This is a genomic window from Actinokineospora enzanensis DSM 44649 (genome assembly GCF_000374445.1).
In the GTDB taxonomy this organism is placed as follows: Bacteria; Actinomycetota; Actinomycetes; order Mycobacteriales; family Pseudonocardiaceae; genus Actinokineospora; species Actinokineospora enzanensis.
On record NZ_KB894405.1, the window covers coordinates 192,058 to 212,724 of the forward strand.

19 protein-coding genes are annotated in these 20,667 nt (G+C 72.0%); 14 read left to right on the forward strand and 5 right to left on the reverse strand.

Going from position 1 to position 20,667, the window contains the following annotated elements; all coding sequences use genetic code 11:
* Positions 1-214 precede the first annotated feature (214 nt).
* Both C503_RS0105710 and C503_RS0105715 read left to right on the forward strand, forming a co-directional pair.
* Positions 215-2,440, forward strand: a complete 2,226-nt coding sequence (locus C503_RS0105710) for a M4 family metallopeptidase (RefSeq protein WP_018681229.1) — start codon at positions 215-217, stop codon at positions 2,438-2,440.
* A 143-nt stretch (positions 2,441-2,583) separates the two neighbouring features.
* Complete coding sequence (locus C503_RS0105715) at positions 2,584-3,978, forward strand: alpha/beta hydrolase (RefSeq protein ID WP_018681230.1); 1,395 nt, start codon at positions 2,584-2,586, stop codon at positions 3,976-3,978.
* A gap of 262 nt (positions 3,979-4,240) precedes the next feature.
* Here the strand turns inward: C503_RS0105715 and C503_RS45700 are convergent, their stop codons facing one another.
* Positions 4,241-4,564: a hypothetical protein gene (locus C503_RS45700; RefSeq protein WP_156892994.1), complete on the reverse strand. Its 324-nt coding sequence runs from the start codon at positions 4,562-4,564 to the stop codon at positions 4,241-4,243.
* A gap of 217 nt (positions 4,565-4,781) precedes the next feature.
* Here C503_RS45700 and C503_RS38115 point away from each other — a divergent pair, with 217 nt between their 5' ends.
* The 4 genes from C503_RS38115 to C503_RS0105740 all read left to right on the forward strand — a co-directional run bounded on the left by C503_RS38115 (position 4,782) and on the right by C503_RS0105740 (position 8,501).
* A complete protein-coding gene (locus C503_RS38115) occupies positions 4,782-5,633 on the forward strand; it encodes an AfsR/SARP family transcriptional regulator (protein ID WP_018681232.1) in 852 nt (283 codons plus the stop codon).
* 162 nt (positions 5,634-5,795) lie between these two features.
* Positions 5,796-6,749, forward strand: a complete 954-nt coding sequence (locus C503_RS0105730; protein WP_245572410.1) for a cyclase family protein — start codon at positions 5,796-5,798, stop codon at positions 6,747-6,749.
* A 211-nt stretch (positions 6,750-6,960) separates the two neighbouring features.
* The gene (locus C503_RS0105735) at positions 6,961-7,293 is read left to right on the forward strand and encodes a YciI family protein (RefSeq protein WP_018681234.1); all 333 of its coding nucleotides are present in this window, start codon (positions 6,961-6,963) and stop codon (positions 7,291-7,293) included.
* The gene (locus tag C503_RS0105740; RefSeq protein ID WP_018681235.1) at positions 7,290-8,501 is read left to right on the forward strand and encodes an RNA polymerase sigma factor; all 1,212 of its coding nucleotides are present in this window, start codon (positions 7,290-7,292) and stop codon (positions 8,499-8,501) included. The genes C503_RS0105735 and C503_RS0105740 overlap by 4 nt, the downstream gene beginning before the upstream one ends.
* A 128-nt stretch (positions 8,502-8,629) precedes the next feature.
* Here C503_RS0105740 and C503_RS45705 read toward each other — a convergent pair whose 3' ends face one another.
* The 3 genes from C503_RS45705 to C503_RS0105755 form a co-directional block, all read right to left on the reverse strand.
* Positions 8,630-8,932: a hypothetical protein gene (locus tag C503_RS45705; RefSeq protein ID WP_156892995.1), complete on the reverse strand. Its 303-nt coding sequence runs from the start codon at positions 8,930-8,932 to the stop codon at positions 8,630-8,632.
* A 202-nt stretch (positions 8,933-9,134) separates the two neighbouring features.
* Positions 9,135-10,226 (reverse strand): HAMP domain-containing histidine kinase, encoded by a 1,092-nt coding sequence (locus C503_RS0105750; protein WP_018681237.1) that lies wholly within the window; start codon positions 10,224-10,226, stop codon positions 9,135-9,137.
* Positions 10,227-10,294: 68 nt separating this feature from the next.
* Positions 10,295-10,948 (reverse strand): response regulator transcription factor, encoded by a 654-nt coding sequence (locus C503_RS0105755; protein ID WP_018681238.1) that lies wholly within the window; start codon positions 10,946-10,948, stop codon positions 10,295-10,297.
* A 161-nt stretch (positions 10,949-11,109) separates the two neighbouring features.
* Here C503_RS0105755 and C503_RS43040 point away from each other — a divergent pair, with 161 nt between their 5' ends.
* From C503_RS43040 to C503_RS48425, 7 genes are all read left to right on the forward strand, one after another.
* Positions 11,110-11,628, forward strand: a complete 519-nt coding sequence (locus C503_RS43040; protein ID WP_156892996.1) for a hypothetical protein — start codon at positions 11,110-11,112, stop codon at positions 11,626-11,628.
* A 25-nt stretch (positions 11,629-11,653) separates the two neighbouring features.
* On the forward strand, positions 11,654-12,724 hold the full coding sequence (locus tag C503_RS0105765; RefSeq protein WP_156892997.1) for an efflux RND transporter periplasmic adaptor subunit: 1,071 nt from the start codon (positions 11,654-11,656) through the stop codon (positions 12,722-12,724).
* Entirely contained in the window at positions 12,721-13,404 is a 684-nt protein-coding gene (locus C503_RS0105770) for an ABC transporter ATP-binding protein (protein ID WP_018681241.1), read from the forward strand. Before C503_RS0105765 ends, C503_RS0105770 begins: the two co-directional genes overlap by 4 nt.
* Positions 13,401-14,609 carry an ABC transporter permease gene (locus C503_RS0105775; RefSeq protein ID WP_018681242.1) on the forward strand — a complete coding sequence of 403 codons (1,209 nt, stop codon included), beginning with the start codon at positions 13,401-13,403 and terminating at the stop codon, positions 14,607-14,609. Before C503_RS0105770 ends, C503_RS0105775 begins: the two co-directional genes overlap by 4 nt.
* Before the next feature lie 72 nt (positions 14,610-14,681).
* Positions 14,682-15,146, forward strand: a complete 465-nt coding sequence (locus C503_RS38125) for a helix-turn-helix domain-containing protein (RefSeq protein WP_018681243.1) — start codon at positions 14,682-14,684, stop codon at positions 15,144-15,146.
* A 190-nt stretch (positions 15,147-15,336) separates the two neighbouring features.
* A complete protein-coding gene (locus C503_RS46685; protein ID WP_018681244.1) occupies positions 15,337-15,483 on the forward strand; it encodes a hypothetical protein in 147 nt (48 codons plus the stop codon).
* The gene (locus tag C503_RS48425; RefSeq protein WP_018681245.1) at positions 15,483-16,700 is read left to right on the forward strand and encodes a cupin domain-containing protein; all 1,218 of its coding nucleotides are present in this window, start codon (positions 15,483-15,485) and stop codon (positions 16,698-16,700) included. Before C503_RS46685 ends, C503_RS48425 begins: the two co-directional genes overlap by 1 nt.
* A gap of 9 nt (positions 16,701-16,709) precedes the next feature.
* Here C503_RS48425 and C503_RS0105795 read toward each other — a convergent pair whose 3' ends face one another.
* Positions 16,710-18,551: a S9 family peptidase gene (locus C503_RS0105795; RefSeq protein ID WP_018681246.1), complete on the reverse strand. Its 1,842-nt coding sequence runs from the start codon at positions 18,549-18,551 to the stop codon at positions 16,710-16,712.
* A 74-nt stretch (positions 18,552-18,625) separates the two neighbouring features.
* Between C503_RS0105795 and C503_RS0105800 the strand changes: the two genes are divergently transcribed.
* On the forward strand, positions 18,626-20,581 hold the full coding sequence (locus C503_RS0105800; RefSeq protein WP_018681247.1) for an ABC transporter ATP-binding protein: 1,956 nt from the start codon (positions 18,626-18,628) through the stop codon (positions 20,579-20,581).
* The last annotated feature ends 86 nt before the right edge of the window (positions 20,582-20,667 follow it).

Here is a 20,667-nt window from a genome sequence, read left to right on the forward strand (position 1 = left end):
TTGACGGGGTGAACCCTTGCCTTGTTTTCGACCAGGAACCTAGATTGACCGTCCGAGTTCTCGGTATTCCCTGCATGCCTGAGGAGTTCGTGTGAAACGCAGAATCGCCCTACCCGCTGCCGCGTGTCTTGCGGCCCTGTCCGTGCCCGCGGTGATCACCGTGGCACAGGCGGCACAAGGAGGTGCCGCCGCCCCCGCAGCCGCCGCGAGCCCGATGTCCCTGGCCGTGGCCGCCGCCGACAAGGCCGCGCTGTCCGGGCTGGACGCGCTGGCCAAGGGGCCGGACCAGCAGTTCGTCCGCAAGCAGACCTACACCGGTGGCGTCCCGGGCCACCGTGACCTGTTCTACGTCTCCTACGACCGCACCTACAAGGGGCTGCCGGTCATCGGCGGCGACGCGGTCGTGGCCACCGACGCCAACGGCGCCGTGCTGTCCACCGTCGCGGCCGACCAGGGCGCGGAGCTCGCGGTCGACACCCGCGCCTCGGTGACCGCGTCGAAGGCGGAGAGCATCGCCCGCGCGACGGCCAAGCTGGCCACCGTGGACAGCATCGACGGCAACACGCTGTCGGTGCAGGCGGGCGCGGGCGGCACGCTGGTCTACGAGACCATCGTCGCCGGTCACAAGGCCGACGGTGCCCCGAGCCGACTGCACGTGTTCGTCAACGCCAAGACCGGCAAGGTCGAGAGCACCAAGGACGACGTGCGCGCCGGGTCCGGCACCAGCCAGTGGAACGGCCCGAACCCGCTGCACATCGACACCAGCAACAACAGCACGGTGGACCCGACCCGCAGCGGTGTGCGCTGCGTGGATCTCGCCACCAAGCAGCCGTTCACCAAGTCCAACGACACCTTCGGCAACGGCCAGGCCTCCTCGAAGGAGACCGGTTGCGTCGACGTGCTGTGGTCCACCCAGCACGAGTGGGACATGCTGAAGAACTGGCTGGGCCGTAGCGGCATCAACGGCTCCGGTGGCGGCGTCACCGTCCAGGTCGGCCTGAGCCAGGTCAACGCGTACTGGACCGGCGACCACATCGAGATCGGCCACAACAACGCCAACCAGTGGATCGGCTCGATGGACGTCGTGGGCCACGAGCACGGCCACGCGATCGACCAGTACACCCCGGGTGGCGCGGGCCAGGAGGCCGGGCTCGGCGAGGGCACCGGCGACATCTTCGGCGCCCTGACCGAGGCCTACACCAACGAGCCGTCCCCGTACGACACCCCGGACTACACCGTGGGCGAGTCGGTGAACCTGGTCGGCCAGGGCCCGATCCGCAACATGGCGAACCCGTCGCAGGTCAACGGCGACCCGAACTGCTACTCCAGCCGCATCCCGAGCACCGAGGTGCACGCGGCGGCCGGTCCGCTGAACCACTGGTTCTACCTGCTGGCCGAGGGTTCGGCGAAGAGCCCGACCTGCAACAGCTCCACCGTGACCGGTATCGGCATCCAGGCCGCCGGCCGCGTGTTCTACAACGCGATGCTGCTCAAGACCTCCGGCATGTCCTACAACCGGTACCGCACCGCGACCCTGACCGCGGCGAAGAACCTGGACCCGACCTGCGCCCAGTACAACGCCACCAAGGCGGCCTGGAACGCGGTCAGCGTCGCGCAGCAGTCGGGTGAGCCGACCTGCACCTCGCAGCCGGGCAACGACTTCAGCGTCTCGCTGAGCTCCAGCTCCGGCACCGTCCAGAAGGGCGCGTCCACCACCGCGACCGTCTCGACCGCGACCACCACCGGCAGTGCGTCGACCGTCGCCCTGACCGCGACCGGCCAGCCCGCGGGCGTGACCGTGTCGTTCAACCCGGCCTCGGTGCAGTCCGGCGCCTCCTCGACGATGACCGTCTCGGCCTCGGCGAGCGCGGCGGCGGGCACCTACCCGATCACCGTGAAGGGCGCGGCGGGCGCGACCAGCCACACCGTGACCTACAACCTCACGGTCAGCGGCGGCCAGCCCCCGACGGACGACTTCTCGCTCGCGCTGAGCCCGAGCGACGGCAGCGCGGACCCGGGCAAGTCGGTCAGCACCACCGTCACCACGGCGACCACCGCGGGCAGCGCGCAGACCGTGGCGCTGAGCGCGTCCGGCCTGCCGTCGGGTGCCACGGCCAGCTTCAACCCGTCGTCGGTCCAGTCCGGCGGCACCTCGACGCTGACCATCAACACCTCGGCCAGCACCGCGCCGGGCAGCTACCAGGTGACCATCACCGGTAGCGGCACCGCCTCGCACACCGCCACGTTCTCGCTGACCGTCAACGGCGGCGGTGGCGGCGGCTGCGGCGGCGTCAGCGAGTGGAGCGCGTCGCAGGCCTACGTGCCGAACGACGAGGTCTCCTTCAACGGGCACAAGTGGAAGTCCATCTGGTACTCCACCGGTGCCCAGCCCGACGACCCCCGCTCGTGGGCGGTCTGGCAGGACGAGGGCGCCTGCTGATCTAGTCTCGGAATGCTCCTGGTGAACGGGCGGCTGTCGACTCCGGTCGGCAGCCGCCCGCACCTCTGTGGGGGTATCCCCCACGGGGACCGGTCATCCTCTGGACTGACGACCGCGCATCGCGCGCTCAGGATGATCGGCCCATGGCGAAAAGCAAGAGAAAACGGATAGTCGCCGCCATCGTGGTGGCGGCCGTCGTGACCACGACCCTGGGCGCGGGAACCGCCTCGGCGGACCGTGGTTCGGTCGCGTGGCGGTCGTGCGGCACCCGTGGTGCGGAATGCGCGACCATCAGCGTCCCCCTGGACTGGGCCCGCCCCACCGGCGACCGCGTCTCACTGGCGGTGACCCGCCTCCGCGCGACGGACCCCAAGCGGCGCCTGGGTGTGCTGCTGTTCAACCCCGGCGGCCCCGGTGGCCCGGGAGTCCCGGTGGTACGGGACTTCGGTCCGGATGTGTTCCCGCGAGAGCTGCAGGAACGGTTCGACATCATCGGTCTCGACCCGCGTGGGGTGGGGGAGAGCACGCCCGCGATCACCTGCCCGGTGCCGCCGACGAGTTCCAAGGTGACCCAGTTCCCGCGTGACCGCGCGGACTATGACCGGTTGGTCGCCTACAACAAGCAGGTCGCGGACAGCTGCCGCGCCGCGACCGGACCGTTGATCGACCACGTCGACACGGTGAGTGCGGCACGGGACATCGACGCTGTCCGGGTTTCCTTGGGGGAGCAGCGGATCAACTGGCTGGGGCTGTCGTATGGCACGTTGTTGGGGGCGACCTATGCGCAGCTCTACCCGAACCGGTTGCGCGCGGCCGTGTTGGATGGCGCGGTAGACCACACTGTCGGGACGCGACGGTTGGCGTTCGACGAGATCCGGTCCACTGAGGACGTATTCGGGAAGTTCTTCGCCTGGTGCGCGGCCGAGGTTTCCTGCGCCATGCACGGGCGGGACATCGCGGGGGAGTATCGGGCGCTGTTGGACCGGGCCGATCGGGCGCCGGTGCCTGCCACGGGGGTGCCGGACGGGTTGAACGCGGAGCAGATCGGTTACACGGCCTACTCCCTGGTGTCGATCCAGTCGTTGTGGCCGATACTGGCGACCGCCATCCGCGACGCCGCGACCGACGCTGCGGGGTTCGTGGGGGAGGGGTCGTCTGCGGCTTACCGGGTGATCGGGTGCCATGACTTCCCGAGTGACGTGCGCGGGTACGCGGATCTGGCTGAGCGGCAGCGGGCCGCCCGGCAGATCGCGCCGACGACCCGGGGGTATGTGGAAGGCTGGGACGTGCAGGCCGGGTGCGCGGGGTGGCCGATCAAGGCGGCCAACCCGTGGGGTCCGACACCGGTTCGTGGGGCGCCGCCGATCCTGGTGGTGACCGGGCGGCATGATCCCGCCACGCCTTACCCGTGGGGGTTGGGGCTGGCTTGCCAGATCTCCGGTTCGCGGGTGCTGACCTGGTCCGGTGCCGGACACACGGCCTTCCTCAACGACCCGGATGCGCTGCGGAGTGAGGTCGAGTACCTGCTCAACCCGTAGTCGCCCTTGGTTGTCCACCGGCAAGATCGTTCTACCGCCTGGGGTGTGGGCCTTGGGCGGTAGAACGACACTCGGGGGATCCCGGCCAAGACTGTCCTCTGAGGACGATCGACGTGTGTGTTGCCATGCCGATGTCTGCCGTAGGCGGCCGCCCCGGCAGGGCAGGCCGACTGTCGGGCGAGGCAGGCGATCCGATACGGACAGCGTGGCGGCACCGATTCCGCTGGTCCCGCCACACCGTCACCTCACCGGCTCACCCGGCTCAGGTGTACCAGTTGACGCAGCGCTGGGCGACATAGCCGCCGCCTCGGGCCGAGACGTGGATCCACCACGTGCTCGTGCCCCCGCACGCGGTGTAGGAGCCGCCGCTGGTGGCCGAGCATGACGCGGACGAGCTCTCCCCGGTGTTGAGCTGGCCTTTCGCCGTGCTGCCCGCGTTCGCCGAGGCGCGGACGATCACGGTCTGCTTGGCGACCACGGAGCACGCGAAGGACTGCGCCGGGGCCGCCGACGCCGATGCCGTCGCGGGCACCAGGGCGCCCAGTGCCAGCGTGGTCGCGGCGACCACTGTCAACCTTCTGCCCATAGGACACTTCCTCCCACATCAGTCCTGGAAATCCCTGCGGCACAACAGTCCCAGCCCACGCGCACAGATCGCGCACAGGCGCGGTGACCTCCGGCGGATATGCCCGCTATGGCAGAATGGGTCACGACTGTGCCGGTCCGGTGCGCCCGGGAGTCGGCGCGGGACGACAAGCAGCCCTGGGGGACGTGCGGGCTGTCATCTGCATCGGGGGGCTGGAGTGGAGTTCCTTTTCCTGGGTCCGCTTGCGGTACGGCACGCGGGCACCACCATCGACCTGGGCGGGCACCGCAGGCGCGCGGTGCTGGCCGCGCTGTTGCTGCGGGCGAACACATCGGCGGGTTTCGGCTACCTCGCCGACGCCGCGTGGGACCGGCCGCCCGCCGCGCCCGAGTCCAACATCCGCACCCACGTGGCCGGTCTGCGCCGCACCCTGCGCGAGTGCGGCGACGGCGACGCCCGGCTCGTGACCGGCCAGGGGGCCTACCGGTTGGCGGCCGAGCCCGCCGAGCTGGACCTGTTGCGGTTCCGCGAGTTCGCCACGCGGGGCGACCGGTTCCTGCGCGCGGGCGAACTGGCCACGGCCATGACCGACCTGGGCCGCGCGCTCGACCTGTGGCGCGGTGAACCGTTGGAGGGGATCGGTCACCCGGGCGCGGTCCTGCTGGCCGAGGCCGCCCGCCTGGTCGACCTGCGGCTCACCGTCGCCGAGCAGCACGCGGCGGCGGCGATCGGACTCGGCCGGGCGGAGTCGGTCGTCGACGGCCTCGGCGCGCTGCTCGACAAGCACCCGCTGCACGAGCCGCTGTGGGCGCGGTTCGTGCAGGCGCTGCACCAGTGCGGACGCACGGCCGAGGCGCTGGCCGCCTTCGCCAGGGTGCGCGGCACACTGATCGACGAGCTGGGTGTCGAGCCCGGCGCGTTGCTGCGCCACACCCACCAGCGGGTGCTGACCGAGGCCCCGGTCCTGGTACCCGGCGCACTCGGTGCGTGGGGGCAGATGCCGGTGGACTTCGCCGAGGTCACCGGACGACGCTCGCGTGCTACCGCCTGGCGGGTGAGTGTGCCTTGACCTCGGCGTCGGACAAGTACACCCGCTGCAGGCTTGGAGACAGCCCGAAGCTCGCCGAGCATGTGCCGCTCGTTGTCGTTCGTGCCGTACCCTGCCCGCTGACCGGCGACCGTCGGCCCGCTGATCCGATGCCGGGCCTCGTACCTCGGAGGAACCACCGGGATGACGGCAGAGCGACCGATGCCCACGCAGGACGACGTGCTCGGGTACTTCGACACGCTGTCGAACTGGGGACGCTGGGGTGACGACGACCAGCTCGGCACCCTGAACCACATCACCGACGACGTCCGGCTGGCGGCGGCGCGCGCCGTGCGTCACGGTCGGAGTGTGTCGTGCGCTTGGGAGGTCGCCGTGCCGGGGGAGATGGAGCGGTCGACGACGACCTGCCCGTGTGCCGCCGACATGCCGGGGGCCGAGAACATGCCGTCCGGGTTCCGCCACGACCGGCGCTGGGGATTCTCGTCCGAGCGGCTCGGCCTCATGTTCCACGGCAACACCGTCGCCCACGTCGACTCGCCGTGTCACATCTTCTGGGACGGCGAGATGTACAACGGCCGACCGCACTCGTTGGTCGACGCCGAGACGGGATCGGCGTGGGCGGCCGTCACGGCGGCGGAGAACGGCATCATCACGCGCGGTGTCCTGTTGGACATCGCGAGTGTTCGCGATGTGCCGTGGCTGGAACCGGGTCAGGGCGTGTTCCCCGACGACCTTGAGGAAGCCGAACGCCGCCAGGGCGTGCAGGTACGACCCGGTGACGCGGTACTCCTGCGCACCGGCCGTGGCCGACTCCGCCACGAAGCCGGTGCGTCGGGCGGTGTCACACAGGCGGGCTGGCACGCGTCCTGCCTGCCGTGGCTGCACGAGCGAGGCGTCGCCCTGATCGGCGCGGACACTCCCCAGGACGTCCAGCCGTCGGGGTACGACGCTGTGCTGATGCCGGTCCACGCCGTCGGCCTCGTCGCGATGGGCCTGTGGCTGCTCGACAACTGCGACCTGGAGGCGTGCGCGGCGACGGCCGCCGAGCTCGGCCAGTGGGACTTCCAGCTCGCGGTCGCACCGGTCCGTCTCGCGGGCACGTCCGGCAGCCCGGTCAACCCGATCGCCACCTTCTGACCGCGCGACCGCACGCCCTGCGTCGTCGGGGATGCTTGTCGCGGTCGGGGCGCGGACCAGGGCGAACACCGCTCCTCGGCGTGTCCGGACGCGTGCCGCGCGAGAATTCTCGAAAGAATCCGGGCGGACCCTGTCGGATCGGGCCGGTGGCGTTCGTAGCAGGGGTGACAGGCGGCCCGAGGGGGCGGCCACGACGGCGGGAGATGTTCCGATGGCGCAGTACCTGATTTCCGTGCTCACCGACGCGCCGGTCGAGGGCAACGCGGAGGAGGCGGCCGCGATCGACGTGTTCAACGCGCAGCTGCAGGCCGACGGGCAGTGGGTGTTCGCGGGTGGGCTGGCCTGGCCGGACTCGGCCACCGTGGTGGACGGGCGGGGAGCGGAGCCGGTGTTCACCGACGGGCCGTACGCGGAGTCGAAGGAGCACGTGATCGGCTTCTGGATCGTCGAGGCGCCGCACCTGGACGTGGCGTTGCGGCTGGCCGGGCAGGGGTCGAAGGCCTGCAACCGGCGGGTCGAGGTGCGACCGTTCTTGAGCGAATGACCGACGTCGACGCGGAGCTCGCCCGGGTCCACCGCGCGGAGTGGGCCCGGGTGGTGGCGACGCTGGCCAGGCGGCTCGGGGACCTGGACGTCGCCGAGGAGATGGCGGCCGACGCGTTCGCCACCGCGGTCGAGCGCTGGCCGATCGACGGCGTGCCGCCGAACCCCGGCGCGTGGCTGACCACCACCGCCCACCGCCGCGCCATCGACCGGCTGCGGCGGGAGAGCAAGCGCGAGGACAGGCACCGGGAGGCGCTGATGCTGGTCGACACCCCCGAACCGCCGGGCGCCATCGACGACGACCGGTTGCGCCTGGTGTTCACCTGCTGCCACCCCGCGCTGGCCATGGAGGCCAGGATCGCGCTGACACTGCGGATGGTCGGCGGGCTCACCGTGCCCGAGATCGCCCGCGCGTTCCTGGTCCAGGAGACCGCCATGGGCCAGCGGATCACCCGGGCCAAGGCGAAGATCAAGGCCGCCCGGATCCCCTACGGCGTGCCGTTCCACGAGGACGTCCCGGCCAGGGTCGCGGGCGTCCTGACCGTGCTGTACCTGATCTTCAACGAGGGCTACCTTGCCTCGACCTCCGACGGCGACCCGGTCCGCGACGACCTGACCGCCGAGGCGATCCGGCTGACCCGGCTGGTGCACGTCCTGCTGCCCGCCGACGGCGAGGTCGCCGGGCTGCTGGCGCTGATGCTGCTGACCCAGGCCCGCCGGGCCGCGCGGGTGTCGGCCGACGGCGACCTGGTCCCCCTCGGCGACCAGGACCGCGCCGCCTGGGACCGGGGGCTGATCGCCGAGGGGCACGCCCTGGTGCGCGCCCGGCTGGCGTCCGGACAGATGCCGGGGCGGTACCAGGTCCTCGCCGCGATCAACGCCGTGCACACCGACGGCCCGCACACCGACTGGTCACAGGTCGTCGCCCTCTACGACCAGCTGACCCGCATCGACCCGTCGCCGATCGTGCGCCTCAACCGGGCCATCGCGGTCGCCGAGCTGGACGGGCCGCAGGTCGCCATGGCCGAGATCGATGGTCTACCGCTGGAGACTTATCACACCTATCACGCCACGCGTGCCGACTTCCTGCGCAGGCTGGGCCGTGGCGCGGAGGCACGGGCGGCGTACGATCGGGCAATCGCGCTCACCACCAATATCGGCGAGAAGACCTACCTCACCCACCGCCGCGACGAGGCCACCGGCCCGTGATCCGAGTCCCGAACGGACCGGTGCGATCGTCGAGGCAGGACGCCACTTGTTCGACCGGCGGCTTTCGCGGTGCGGGTAGCCGCGACAGCGATCCCGCCCCCCGGCCGAATCTGTCCACCAAGGACGAATCACGCGATCATCCACTCCGGCGGTTCGTTGCCGAGGGCCTTGTTCCACGCCAGGCAGTACAGACGCGACTCGGGACCCATGTGGAACCACGCCGTGCGCAGGTCGAACCCGTGTCGGTACTCCGTCACCAAGACCTCGAAGAACCCCGTCGCGACCACCCGCCCGTCCGCCTCCGTCCCGTCGACCAGCACCGACTCCAGGATGGCGAAGACCCGGCGCAGGCGGTGCGGTGAGTGAGCCGCCAGGGCATGGGCCTGGCGGGCCAGGGCGGCCTCGGTGGGGTGGGTTTCGCGCGGTGGCACGGGGCTGACCGCGCGCAGCTCGGTCCACCAGGTGCGGCACGGCGCGGTGCTCGCGGGCGTCAGCGAACTCGCCCGATCGTGAACGCGGGCGTGCGTGAACGCGGCGATGTCATCTGTGCCCCCAGTGGCGGACGTCGGCCGGACCGCGTTCGAGCATCCACCCGGCGGACGGTTCCGGACATCCGCCAAACGGAGGAACTGATCATGGCGTGGGCAGGGTCACCGCTACTTCCAGTCCGCCATCCGGACGTGCGGCCGCGGTGACCGTGCCGTCGTGCGCCTCGGCGATCGAGCGGACGATGGCCAGGCCGAGGCCCGCGCCGCCGCGTCCGGCCAGGCGGTCGCCCGCGCCGCGGCGGAACGGCTCGAACAGACCGTCCACTGTGTCCTGCGAGATCACCGGGCCGCTGTTGGACACCGTGCACCGGTCGTCGACCGTCACCGTGAACCATCCACCGGGTATGTTGTAGAGCATCGCGTTGCGCACCAGGTTGTCCACCAGCTGCGCCAACAGCACCTCGTCGCCCGCCACCACCAGCGACCGCGCGCGCACCTCCCCACGCACCTCGGGCGCTCCGGTCGGCGGGTTCGCCAACGCCTCCGACACCACCCGGGTCGCCACCGCGGCCAGGTCGACCGGGTGTCGTTCGGGCAGGCCGTGGTCGCCGCGCGCCAACAGCAGGAGACCTTCCAGCAGCCGCTCCAGCCGGTGGTTGGCGGCGAGCAGCTCGGCGCGCACCGCGGCCGGGTCGTCCGGGCTGCCGTCGGCCAGCCGCACCTGGATGAGCGCGCGTTCCACGGCCAGCGGGGTGCGCAGCTCGTGCGAGGCGTTGGCGACGAACCGGGCCTGGCTGGTGAAGGCGCGGTCGAGCCGGTCGAGCATGTCGTCGAAGGTGTCGGCCAGGGCGCGCAGCTCGTCGTCCGGGCCGGTCAGCGCGAGCCGCTCGTGGATGTTGCCTGCGGACATGCCGCGCGCCCGCGAGGTGATCGTGTGCAGGGGGCGCAGCACCCGGCCCGCCACCCACCAGCCGACCACGCACGCGAACAGCACCATCACGCCCACCGCGATCGCCGAGGCCACCAGCAGCTCGCTGAGCGTGTCCACCTTGATGTCCTCGGCCAGCGTCCTGATCTGCGCGGGCGACAGCGCCGAACCCTGCACCTCCGGCAGGGCCTGCTTGGGCAGTACGGTCACGTTGGTGCGCCGCTGGCCGGTGACCGCGTCCCGGATCACCACCTCCACGCTGCCCGCCAGCGTCTGCCCGGAGAGCAGGAACACCACGCCCAGCAGCACCAGGCACGCGGCCAGCGACAGCCCGCCGTAGAGCAGGGTCAGCCGCAGCCGGACCCCGCGGCCGCGGGTCAGACGCGGTAGCCGACGCCCGGCACGGTCACGATCAGCGGCGGGTCGCCCAGCTTCGCGCGCAGTCTGCTGATCGTGATCCGCACCGCGTTGGTGAACGGATCGGCGTTCTCGTCCCACACGCTCTCCAACAGGGTCTCCGCGCTGACCACCCCGCCCCGGGCGCCGAGCAGGATCTCCAGCACCGCGAACTCCTTGCGGGACAGCGCCAGGTAGCGGCCGCCGCGCACGGCCTGGTGCCGGGGCACGTCCACCTCCAGATCGCCGTGCCGCAGCACCGGGGAGACCAGCTCGGCTGGCCGCCTGCCCAGCGCCCGGATCCTGGCCACCAGCTCGTCGAAGTCGAACGGCTTGGCCAGGTAGTCGTCGGCGCCCAGGGCCAGCCCGCCGACCAGGTCCCGCTTGCCCGCGGCCGCGGTGAGCATCAGCACCCGGCAGCCGGAGCCGCTCGCCACGATCCGCCTGCACACCTCGTCGCCGTGCACGACCGGCAGGTCGCGGTCGAGCACGACCACCGCGTACCGGTTGGTGGCCAGCCGCTCCAGTGCCTCGTCGCCGGTGAGCGCCACGTCCACGGCCAGCGAGCGCCTGCGCAGGCCGTCGGCGATCAGCCCGGCCAGCGCCGGTTCGTCCTCGGCGACCAGCACGCGCACCGCTTCTCCAGTCTCGTCGGGGGTTTTCCCGAGACCGGACAACGGTAACGGGCGGGGTGTTTCACGAGTGTATCGACGAAGCGAGACGCCCGGGATAGCCCCGATTCGCTAGATCTGGGGAACCGCATGGCGATTCTCGTTCCCGGAAGGTGTTCCTCCCCGTGACTCTGACGTGTTCCCGTCCCGCGCGGGTGGCCGGGCTGTTGCTGCTCGGCGCCGCGCTGGCCGCGTGCTCCCCGGGCGGTTCCGGCGGCTCGTCCCCCACGACGACCACCACCGTGGCCGCCGACGGCCCGGTGCGCTTCGTGCAGTGCGTCCGCGACCAGGGTTTCCCGCTGCCGGACCCGCCGCCCGGCGCGCAGACGGTGCAGCTGCCGCCCGAGGCCAAGACCGATCCCGGGATGGCGCGGGCGGTGGACCAGTGCAGGCACCTGCTGGGGCAGGGCAGCGGCAAGGACGCGTCCGACCCGCAGCAGCAGGACCGGGCCCTCGCGACCGCGCGTTGCCTGCGCGGCAAGGGCATCCAGGTGGAGGACCCGGCGCCGGGTCAGCCGCTGCGGCTGGACATCGACTCGAAGGACCCCAAGGCGTTGCAGGCGGTGCAGGACTGCCGCCGCGAGGTGTCGCAGCAGTTCGCGTCGGGCGCGCCGCAGCCGAGCGGGCAGTCCAGTGGCGGCTGAGCGTCGCCGCCGGTGGTGGTGGCTGGTGATAGTGCTCGTGCTGGCCGGGCTGGGCGCGGCCGTGTTCGTGCTGCTGCGCCCGGACCGCACGGCCGCCACGCCGGGAGCCCGTCCCGCGCCGCCCACCGCGTCGGTGGTGCGGGCCGACCTCGCCCAGACGACTCGCGCCGACGGCACCCTCGGGTTCGACGGCAGCGTGCCGGTGCCCGCCGCGCCCGGCGGCGGTATCGCGACGTGGTTGCCCGCGCCCGGCACCGTCGTCCACCGGGGTGAGCGGGTCTACTCGGTGAACAACCGCCCTGTCCCGCTTTTCCACGGTGACACGCCGCTGTGGCGGGAGCTGGCCGAGGGCATGGACGACGGACCGGACGTTCGGGAGTTGCGGGACAATCTCCGCGCGTTGGGCTTCGCGCCGAACCTCACCGAGGACAGCGCGCATTTCTCGGCCGCCGTCGGCGACGCCGTGGCCCGGTGGCAACGCGCGATCGGCGTCGAGGACAGCCGCAGGGTGCGACCTGGCGAGGTCGTCGTCGCCCCGTCCGACCTGCGGGTGGTGGACGTGCGCGGCACGCTCGGCGGGAGCCTGACGCCGATCGTGCTGACCGCGTCCGGCACCGGGCGCGTGGTGACCGTGGACCTCGGGGTCGCCCAGCAGGGCCTCGCCAGGGTGGGCGCCGCCGTGCGGGTGCTGCTGCCCACCGGCGAGGCGACGCCGGGCCGGGTCGCCTCCGTCGGCACCGTCGCCACGGCCGCGCCACGCGACCCCGCCGCCCCCACGGGCAATGACGCCGTGCAGGCCACGCTTCCGGTGCGGGTCACGCTGGACAAGCCGGAGGCGGCGGGCAGCCTGGACGGGGCGCCGGTCGCGGTGGAGTTCACCAGCGACGTGCACCGGGGCGTGCTCGCGGTCCCGTTGGTCGCGCTGCTGGCCATGCCGGACGGCGACTACGCGGTCGACGTGGTGCAGACGTCCGGGGACGGCTCCTGGCACACCCGGCGCGTGGTGGTGCGGCTCGGGTTCTTCGCCACCGGTCAGGTCGAGGTCGCCGCCGACGGCCTGACCGAGGGCATGCGGGTGCAGGTGCCCGCCCGGTGACCGAGATGATCACGGCCGAGCGCGTGGGCAAGGTCTACCGCGGCGGCGTGCCCGCGCTCACGGACGTGTCGCTGACCGTCCGGGCGGGCGAGCTGGTCGCGATCGTGGGCCCGTCCGGCTCGGGCAAGAGCACCCTGCTGCACCTGATGGGCACGCTGGACAAGCCGACCTCCGGCGTCATCCGCCTCCTGGGCCACGACGTCGCCGCCGTCCGCGACCGCACGCTCGCCGCGATGCGCGCGCACTGGATCGGCTTTGTTTTCCAGCAGTTCTTCCTGGGCGCCACATTGTCCGCTGTGGACAATGTGGCCGCGGGCCTGATGTACGCGGGCGTGCCGCACCGGCGCAGGCGCGAGCGAGCGGCGGAGGTGCTGGACCGGGTCGGGCTCGGGCACCGGCTCGACCACCGGCCCGCGCGGATGTCCGGCGGTGAACGGCAACGGGTGGCGATCGCCCGCGCGCTGGTGGCCGGGCCCGCGATCGTGCTGGCCGACGAACCCACCGGCAACCTGGACACCGCCTCCGGCGCGGTCGTGCTCGACCTGCTGCACCGACTCAACCGGGAGGGCACGACCATCGTGGTGATCACGCACGACACCGAGGTGGCCGAACGGTTGCCGCGTCGGATCCGGGTGCGGGACGGCGCTGTCGTCGGCGACTCCGCGGTGGGTGCGCGATGACCGCCGCCGTGCGGGATCTGCCGCCGCCGTCGACGCTGCGGACCGCGGACCTGTTGCGGGAGAGCACATCGGGCATCCGCGGCCGACCCGGGCGGGCCGCGTTGTCGCTGTTGGGGATCGCGGTCGGGGTGACGGCGATGGTGGCCGTGCTCGGGATCAGCGCGGCGAGCCAGGCGGGATTGATCGCGCAGATCAGCAGTCTGGGCACGAACATGCTGACGGTCTCGCCCGGCCGCGACCTGTTCGGCAACCAGACACGACTGCCGGTCGAGTCCGTTGCCATGGTCGGGCGGATCGAGGGTGTGGAGTCGGTCAGCGCGGTCGGCGCGGTGACCGGGCACTCGGTGCGGCGCACGGACAAGGTCGATCCCCAGGACACCAACGGGATCGCGGTGCTGGCGACCCGGTTGGACCTGCTGGACACCCTGGGCGGCACGGTCGCGGCGGGCTCCTGGCTGAATCCGGCGACGGAGCGTTACCCGGCGGTGGTGCTGGGCTCGGTCGCGGCCGCGCGGCTGGGCGTGGACGTCGTGGGGGACCAGGTCTACCTGGGGGACCGGTGGTTCACGGTGGTCGGACTGCTTGGGACGCTGCCACTCGCGCCGGAGATCGACCGCGCGGCCTTGGTCGGCTGGCCGGTGGCCCAGTCCACTCTGGCCTTCTCCGGGCACCCCACAACGATCTACGAGCGGTCCGCCGACGCTGCCGTGACCTCGGTCCGCGCGGTGCTCGCGGCCACCGCCGACCCGGAGAACCCGCAGAACGTCGCGGTGTCCCGGCCATCCGACGCGCTCACCGCGCAGCTGGCCGCGCGGTCCGCGTTCGACCAGCTGTTCCTCGGCCTCGGCGCGGTGGCGCTGCTGGTGGGCGGGATCGGGGTGGCCAACACGATGATCGTCTCGGTGCTGGAGCGGCGCGGCGAGATCGGCATGCGACGCTCGCTCGGGGCCACCCGGGGACAGGTACGGGCGCAGTTCCTGGCCGAGTCCGCGGTGCTGTCGGGCATCGGCGGTGTGCTCGGCGTGCTGGTCGGGATCGCCGTCTGCGTCGGCTATTCACTCTCGCGTGACCTGCCGGTGACGTTGTCCTTGGCGGCGGTGGGCGCCGGCCTCGCGGCCGCGGTGGTCACCGGGATCGTCGCCGGGCTCTACCCCGCGGCCCGCGCCGCGCGGCTGAGCCCCACCGAGGCGCTCGCGGCGGTCTGAACGGTGTCCAAAAGGTCTGGACCAATTAGCGCGCTCGGTTTCACAAGTACCGCACCCGTACATGGGGGTCGCATGGGGACACGCAAGTTCGCCAGACCGGCCAGGGACGAGGAGGAGGAACGGCAGCTGCGCAAGCTCGCGGGCTCGCGCACCGTGCCGCGCTGGCTCGGGCAGCGCGCCCAGATCGTCACGCTCAGCTGGGACGGCGCGGCCACCGAGGAGATCGCCGAGCAGGTCGGCCTGCGTCCGCGCACCGTGCGGGCCTGGCTCAACCGGTTCGACACCGACGGCGTCGCCGGTCTGGCCGACCTGCCGCGCTCCGGTCGGCCCCAGCGGCTCACCCAGGCGGACCGGTCGGCGCTGGTCCGGCTGGCGGCCACCGGCGGCCGGTCGCCGTGGACGCTGACCACGCTCACCGACGCGGCCCGCGCGCAGGGCATCGCGGTCAGCCGCAGCCAGCTGCGTCGGGTGCTCATCGACGCGGGCGTGACCTGGCAGGAAGTCCACGAGAATGCCTGCGAAAACGGCGTCGAATAGCCGCCCGGGGAATGGGTTCGCGTTCTTTTGGCACGACCGCGCGCCCGACCCTTTACCGACCTGCTCCATATGTGTGACACCGTCTCATGCGGAGTTGACGTCGTCGCGCGCGGTTCCCGAGAATCGTTCGCGGCATCCGGTTTCCCGCGGCTGCCGATCCCACCACCGGACAACGGAACAGGGGTAAGCCATGTCCGAGAAGTTCTCGCTGGACGCCGAGGACGTCGAGGTGACCAGGACGCCGCCCGCCTCGGCGGACTTCGTCATCGCCGACGACGACCCGACCGACCCGATCCTCGTGATCGCCGACGACGACCCGTCGGACCCCGTGCTCTGATGCCGGGACCTTCGACACCGGGGAGGGCCGCGCGCGAGCCCTCCCCGGGGCTCGCCGCGCTGATCGCCCCGCTGCCCGTGGACCGGTTCACCACCGAGTTCCGCGAGCGCGGGCACGTCCGGATCCCGGCGGGCGATGGCGGCCGGACGCTGCCGCTCTCGCTCGCCGACGTGGACGCCATCCTGGCCCAGTCCAGCATCCGGTCCACCGACCTGCGGGTGGTCGCCGACGGCCGGGAGACCCCGATCGCCGAGCTGGCCGCCCCCGGCGACGCGACCGCGCTGGAGCTGCTCTACGACTGCTACCGCAAGGGCTCCACGCTCGTGCTGAAGTTCCTCGACGAGCGCTGGCCGCCGCTGCGCGAGCTGTGCGCGGGGCTGGCCGCCGATCTCGACGCGCGCATCCAGGTCAACGTCTACCTGACCCCGCCCGGCGCCCGCGGCCTCACCCCGCACTACGACACGCACGACGTGTTCGTGGTCCAGGTCTCGGGCACCAAACACTGGCGCATCTACGACTCGCCCTACCTGCTGCCGCTCCACGGCCAGTCCTACGCCCGGCACCGCGCCGGACCGGACCCCGGGCCGCCGGTGGAGGAGTTCGTGCTGCGCCCCGGCGACGTCTTCTACATGCCGCGCGGCCGCGTGCACGACGCGCTGTCGCGGGACGAGGCGTCGCTGCACCTGACCATCGGGGTGCTGCCGGTGCTGTGGGCGTCGGTCGTGCGCGACGCGGTGGAGACCGCGATCGAGCGCGACGAGCGGTTCCGCCGCGCGGTGCCCGCGGGCACGTTCGCCGACCCGGGGGTGCGGGCGGCGGCCGAGTCGACGGTCGGCGAGTTGCTTGACCTGGTCCGGGAGCTGGCGGAACCCGCGCAGCTGCTGGACCGGGCGGAGCGCAACGCGGAGGTGGGCAGGCGGCCCGACCTGGGCGGGCACCTGCTGGACCTGGAGGCCGTCCGGTCGCTGGACGGCGACACGACGGTGCGGCGCCGGGAACGGGTGCCGGTCGCGTTGGAGACCGACGCGGAGAAGGTCCACCTGCGTTTCCACGGCAAACGGGTGAGCCTGCCCGCGCGCGTGGATGAGCAGGTCCGGTTCATCTCCGCGGCCCGTGAACCGTTCCGTCCCGCGGACCTGCCCGGCGGGCTGGACTCGTCGGGTCGCGTCGTGCTGGTGGGCACCCTTGTGCGCGAAGGGCTGCTCACCGTGGGGTGAGCAGGCTTGTCAGGCGGGTCGCTCCTCGTCCGGCGCCTCGGCACGTCCGCCGAGGTGCCGGGCGAGGAACCGTTCGGCGGCCGCGTAGAACGCCATCCGGTTGCGCGGCCGCAGGATCGCGTGACCCTCGTCCGGGAAGAGCAGGTACTCGTGGTCGATCCCGTTGGCCCGCAGCACGTCCACCACCCGCTCGGCCTCCGCGACGGGCACCCGCGGGTCGTTGGCGCCGTGCGCGACCAGCAGCGGGACCCGCAGGTCGGGCAGCCGGGTGACCGGGGAGCGGGCCAGCAGCAGGTCGGCGTCCGCGTCCGGGTCGCCGACGCGCCTGCGGATGCGTTGGGACAGGCCGGAAAGGCCGCCGCCGGGGATCGCGGCGACGAACGCGCGCAGGTCGGCGGGGGCGGCGACGGCGATGCCGCAGCGGAAGACCTCCGGGGTGAACGTGACACCGACGAGGGCGGCGTACCCGCCGTAGGAGCCGCCGTGGATGGCGACCCGGTCGGCGTCGACCCAGCCCTGGGCGACGGTGTACTCGACGGCGTCGAGGAGGTCGTCCTGCATCGCGGCGCCCCACTGGCGGTCGCCCGCGTTGACGAAGTCCTTGCCGTAGCCGGTGGAACCGCGGAAGTCGACCTGGATCGCGACGTAGCCGCGGTTGGCCAGCCACTGCGTCTCGGCGCGGTAACCCCACAGGTCACGGGTCCACGGGCCGCCGTGCACGACGACGACCGCGGGCAGGTTCGCGCGCGGCACGCCGGGCGGGAAGGTCAGGTAGCCGTGGATCCCCAGGCCGTCGCGGGCGGTGAAGGAGAACGGCTCGACCTTGGCGAGCGGGAGGCCTTGCAGCGCCGTGGAATGGGTGAAGAGACCGGTCGACCGGTTGGTCGCGCGGTCGTGCAGGCGGAACTCGGCTGGGCCGTCGTCGACCAGGTGACGGACCAGCCAGGTCCGGTCGGCGTCGTCGGTGCCGAGGATCGTGGCCTCGCCGGGCCCGGCCTGGAGTGTCCTGATGTCGGCCTCGACGTCGGGGCGCAGGGCGTGGAGGTGGGCGCGTTCGCGGCGGATGACGACCAGGCGGGCGTCGCCGTCTTGGTCGAGACCGACGCCGATCACGTCGTGCCGGGGGTCCTCGGCGAGGACCTCCTGACGGCCGGTCCGGATGTCGATACGGAGCAGGCGGACGGCCGGGGCGTCCTTGCTGGACAGCAGGAGCAGGCGGTCGCCGGTGAGGCCCACGACGCGCAGGAGCATGGTGTCGTCGTGGTCGACCTCGTGCAGGGTGCGCCAGGTGCCGTCGGGGTCGCGGACGACCACGGCCAGGCCGTCGTCCGGGCGGGCCTCGACCGCCGCGCGCGGGTGCAGGTCCGCGTCGGCGGTCCAGGCGGTGACCCCCGGCCGGGTGGCCGCCAGGGTGGTCTCGCCGGTGCGCAGGTCGAGCAGGTGTGCGTCGTGGCGGGCGCGGTCGTCGCGGTTGAGCGTGATCAGCGCGTGGTGCGGGCGGTCGCGGTGCAGTGCCACCAGGCGCGCCTGCACGTCCGGGTACGGGGTCAGGTCGCGCGGTCGCGGATCGGTCACGTCGACCGCGAACAGGTGCGTGTTCTCGTCGCCGTCGCGGTCGCGGGCGTAGAGCAGGGTGGTGCCGTCGTGCGCCCAGGCGAACACGTGCACACCCCGGCCGCGGTCGTGGGTCACCGGTTCGTAGGGGCCGCCGATCGGACCGCACAAAATATTCTTGACACCCTCGACCGGCGCCCCGAACGCGATACGGCACCCGTCCGGCGACAATGCCGGGCTGACCCGGTCGGGGTTCCCGAACAGAATCGCGCGGGGAATGATCCTCGGCTCGGCCACGGCGGCCAGTATGCGGAGCAGACGCGGGCGCTGTCCAGCGACCGAATGGCGGACGGGAAATCCGGGGGAGACACATGTCGTTGCGTTTCGTGTATTCCAAATCCGCGGCCGACACGGCGGGCAGCGGCCTCACCGGCGACCCCGACCTGGGCGATCCCCCGGCCGCGGCTTCCGGCCGCCGTCACCCCTTGGCCGCCTTGTCCGGCATGGTCCGCGTGCTGCGGCTCGTGTGGGGCGTCGACGCGCGGCTGACGCGGTGGCTGGGCGTGGCCATCGTGGTGGCGGGTCTCGTGCCCGTCGTCACGGCAGCGACCGTCCGTGTGCTGGTCAACGCGGTGCTGGCCGCGTTGTCCGGCAAGGGCGGCGGCCCGTTGGACGTGCGGCTGCCGGGGTTCGCGTTCGACCTGCCTGCCATGCCCACCACTACGGCCGTGGTCGTGCTGGTCGCAGTGCAGTTCGGGGCGAACCAACTCGGGGGAGTGGCGGCCGCCGTGCGGACTGGGACGCAGCAGTTGTTGCAGGAGCGGGTGACGCAGCACGTGCGAGCCCGGATCATGGACCACGCGGCGGGTCTTGACCTGACGTTCTTCGAGCGTGGACAGTCCTATGACCTCCTCCGACAGGCCCAACAGGAGGCGGCTGTCCGTCCTGTCGGGATGGTCGGGAGCGCGTTCGGCCTGCTGCAGAACCTGGTCATGTTCGCCGGGCTGGCGGTGCTGCTGGTGACCGTGAGCCCGTGGCTGGCGTTGCTGGCCCTGGTCGCCCCGATACCTGCCTTCATAGCCGATGCCCGCCACGGCACCCAGGCGTTCCTCCTGTCCACTTTGGCCGCCCCGGCGCGACGACGGATGGACTACCTGTCATCACTGCTGACGACCGACACGTATGCGAAGGAGGTGCGTGTCTTCGGACTGGGGGCCTATCTGACGGAACGGTTCCGTCTCATCGGCTCCCGGTACTACGGGCGTTTGCGCGTGCAGGTCCGCCGTCGGCAGGTGGCGGCGGCGTTGTGGGGGACGCTGAGCACGTTGGTGGGGGCGGGGACGTATCTCTACATCGCGCTGGAGGCCGTGTCCGGGCGCCTGACCTTGGGTGACCTGATGCTGTACACGGCGGCAGCCGTCACGTTGCAGGTGTCGATCCAGGCCGTTTTCACGGCTCTGTCGACGATGCACGAGAGCACGCTGTACCTGGACCAGCTGTTCGCCTTGCTGTCGGTGCGTTCCGAGGGCTCGTCCGGGACTCTGTCATTGGAGCCCGGCCCGCCCCGCATCACCTTCGAGAACGTGTCCTTCCGCTACCCGGACGCCGCCGAATGGGCGCTACAGGACGTGAGCTTCGACCTCCCGGCGGGCGGGGTCACCGCCCTGGTGGGCCCGAACGGCTCCGGAAAGTCCACTGTGGTCAAACTGGCCTGCGGCCTCTACCAGCCGACGTCGGGCCGGGTCCGGTTGAACGGCAAGGACTTGGCCTGCTATGACCCCGACACCGTCCGCGCCCAGATCGCCACCATGTTCCAGGACTACGTCACCTACCAGGCCACCGTCCACGAAAACGTCGCCCTGGGCAACCTCTCCCATGTCGACGACCCCAAGTCCGTCCGCCAAGCCCTGGCCCGCGCCGACGCCCTGTCCGTGCTGAAACCCCTACCCGCGGGTGCCGACACCATGCTGGGCCGGTGGTTCGGCCGCGGCACCGAACTCTCCGGCGGCCAATGGCAACGCCTGGCCCTCGCCCGAGCCTTCACCCGCCCCGACGCCGGCCTGCTACTTCTCGACGAGCCATCCTCGGCCCTGGACGCCAGAGCCGAATCCGACCTGTTCACCCGCCTCGCCGACCTCACCACCGGCCGAACCGTCCTCTACGTCTCCCACCGCTTCTCCACCGTCCGCCAAGCCAACACGATCCTGGTCCTCGACAACGGCCGCCTCGTGGAAACCGGTACCCACGCGTCCCTGGTCGACCGGCCCGGTGGCACGTATGCCGAACTCTTCCACCTCCAGGCCGCCCCCTTCCTGGAGGCCCAGTGAGGAGCTTCCGACTGGCGGCTCTGACTGTGGAAGCCGATGACGCTTGTGGTACTGGCCCGGCGCGGCACTGGATGATCATCGTGCCT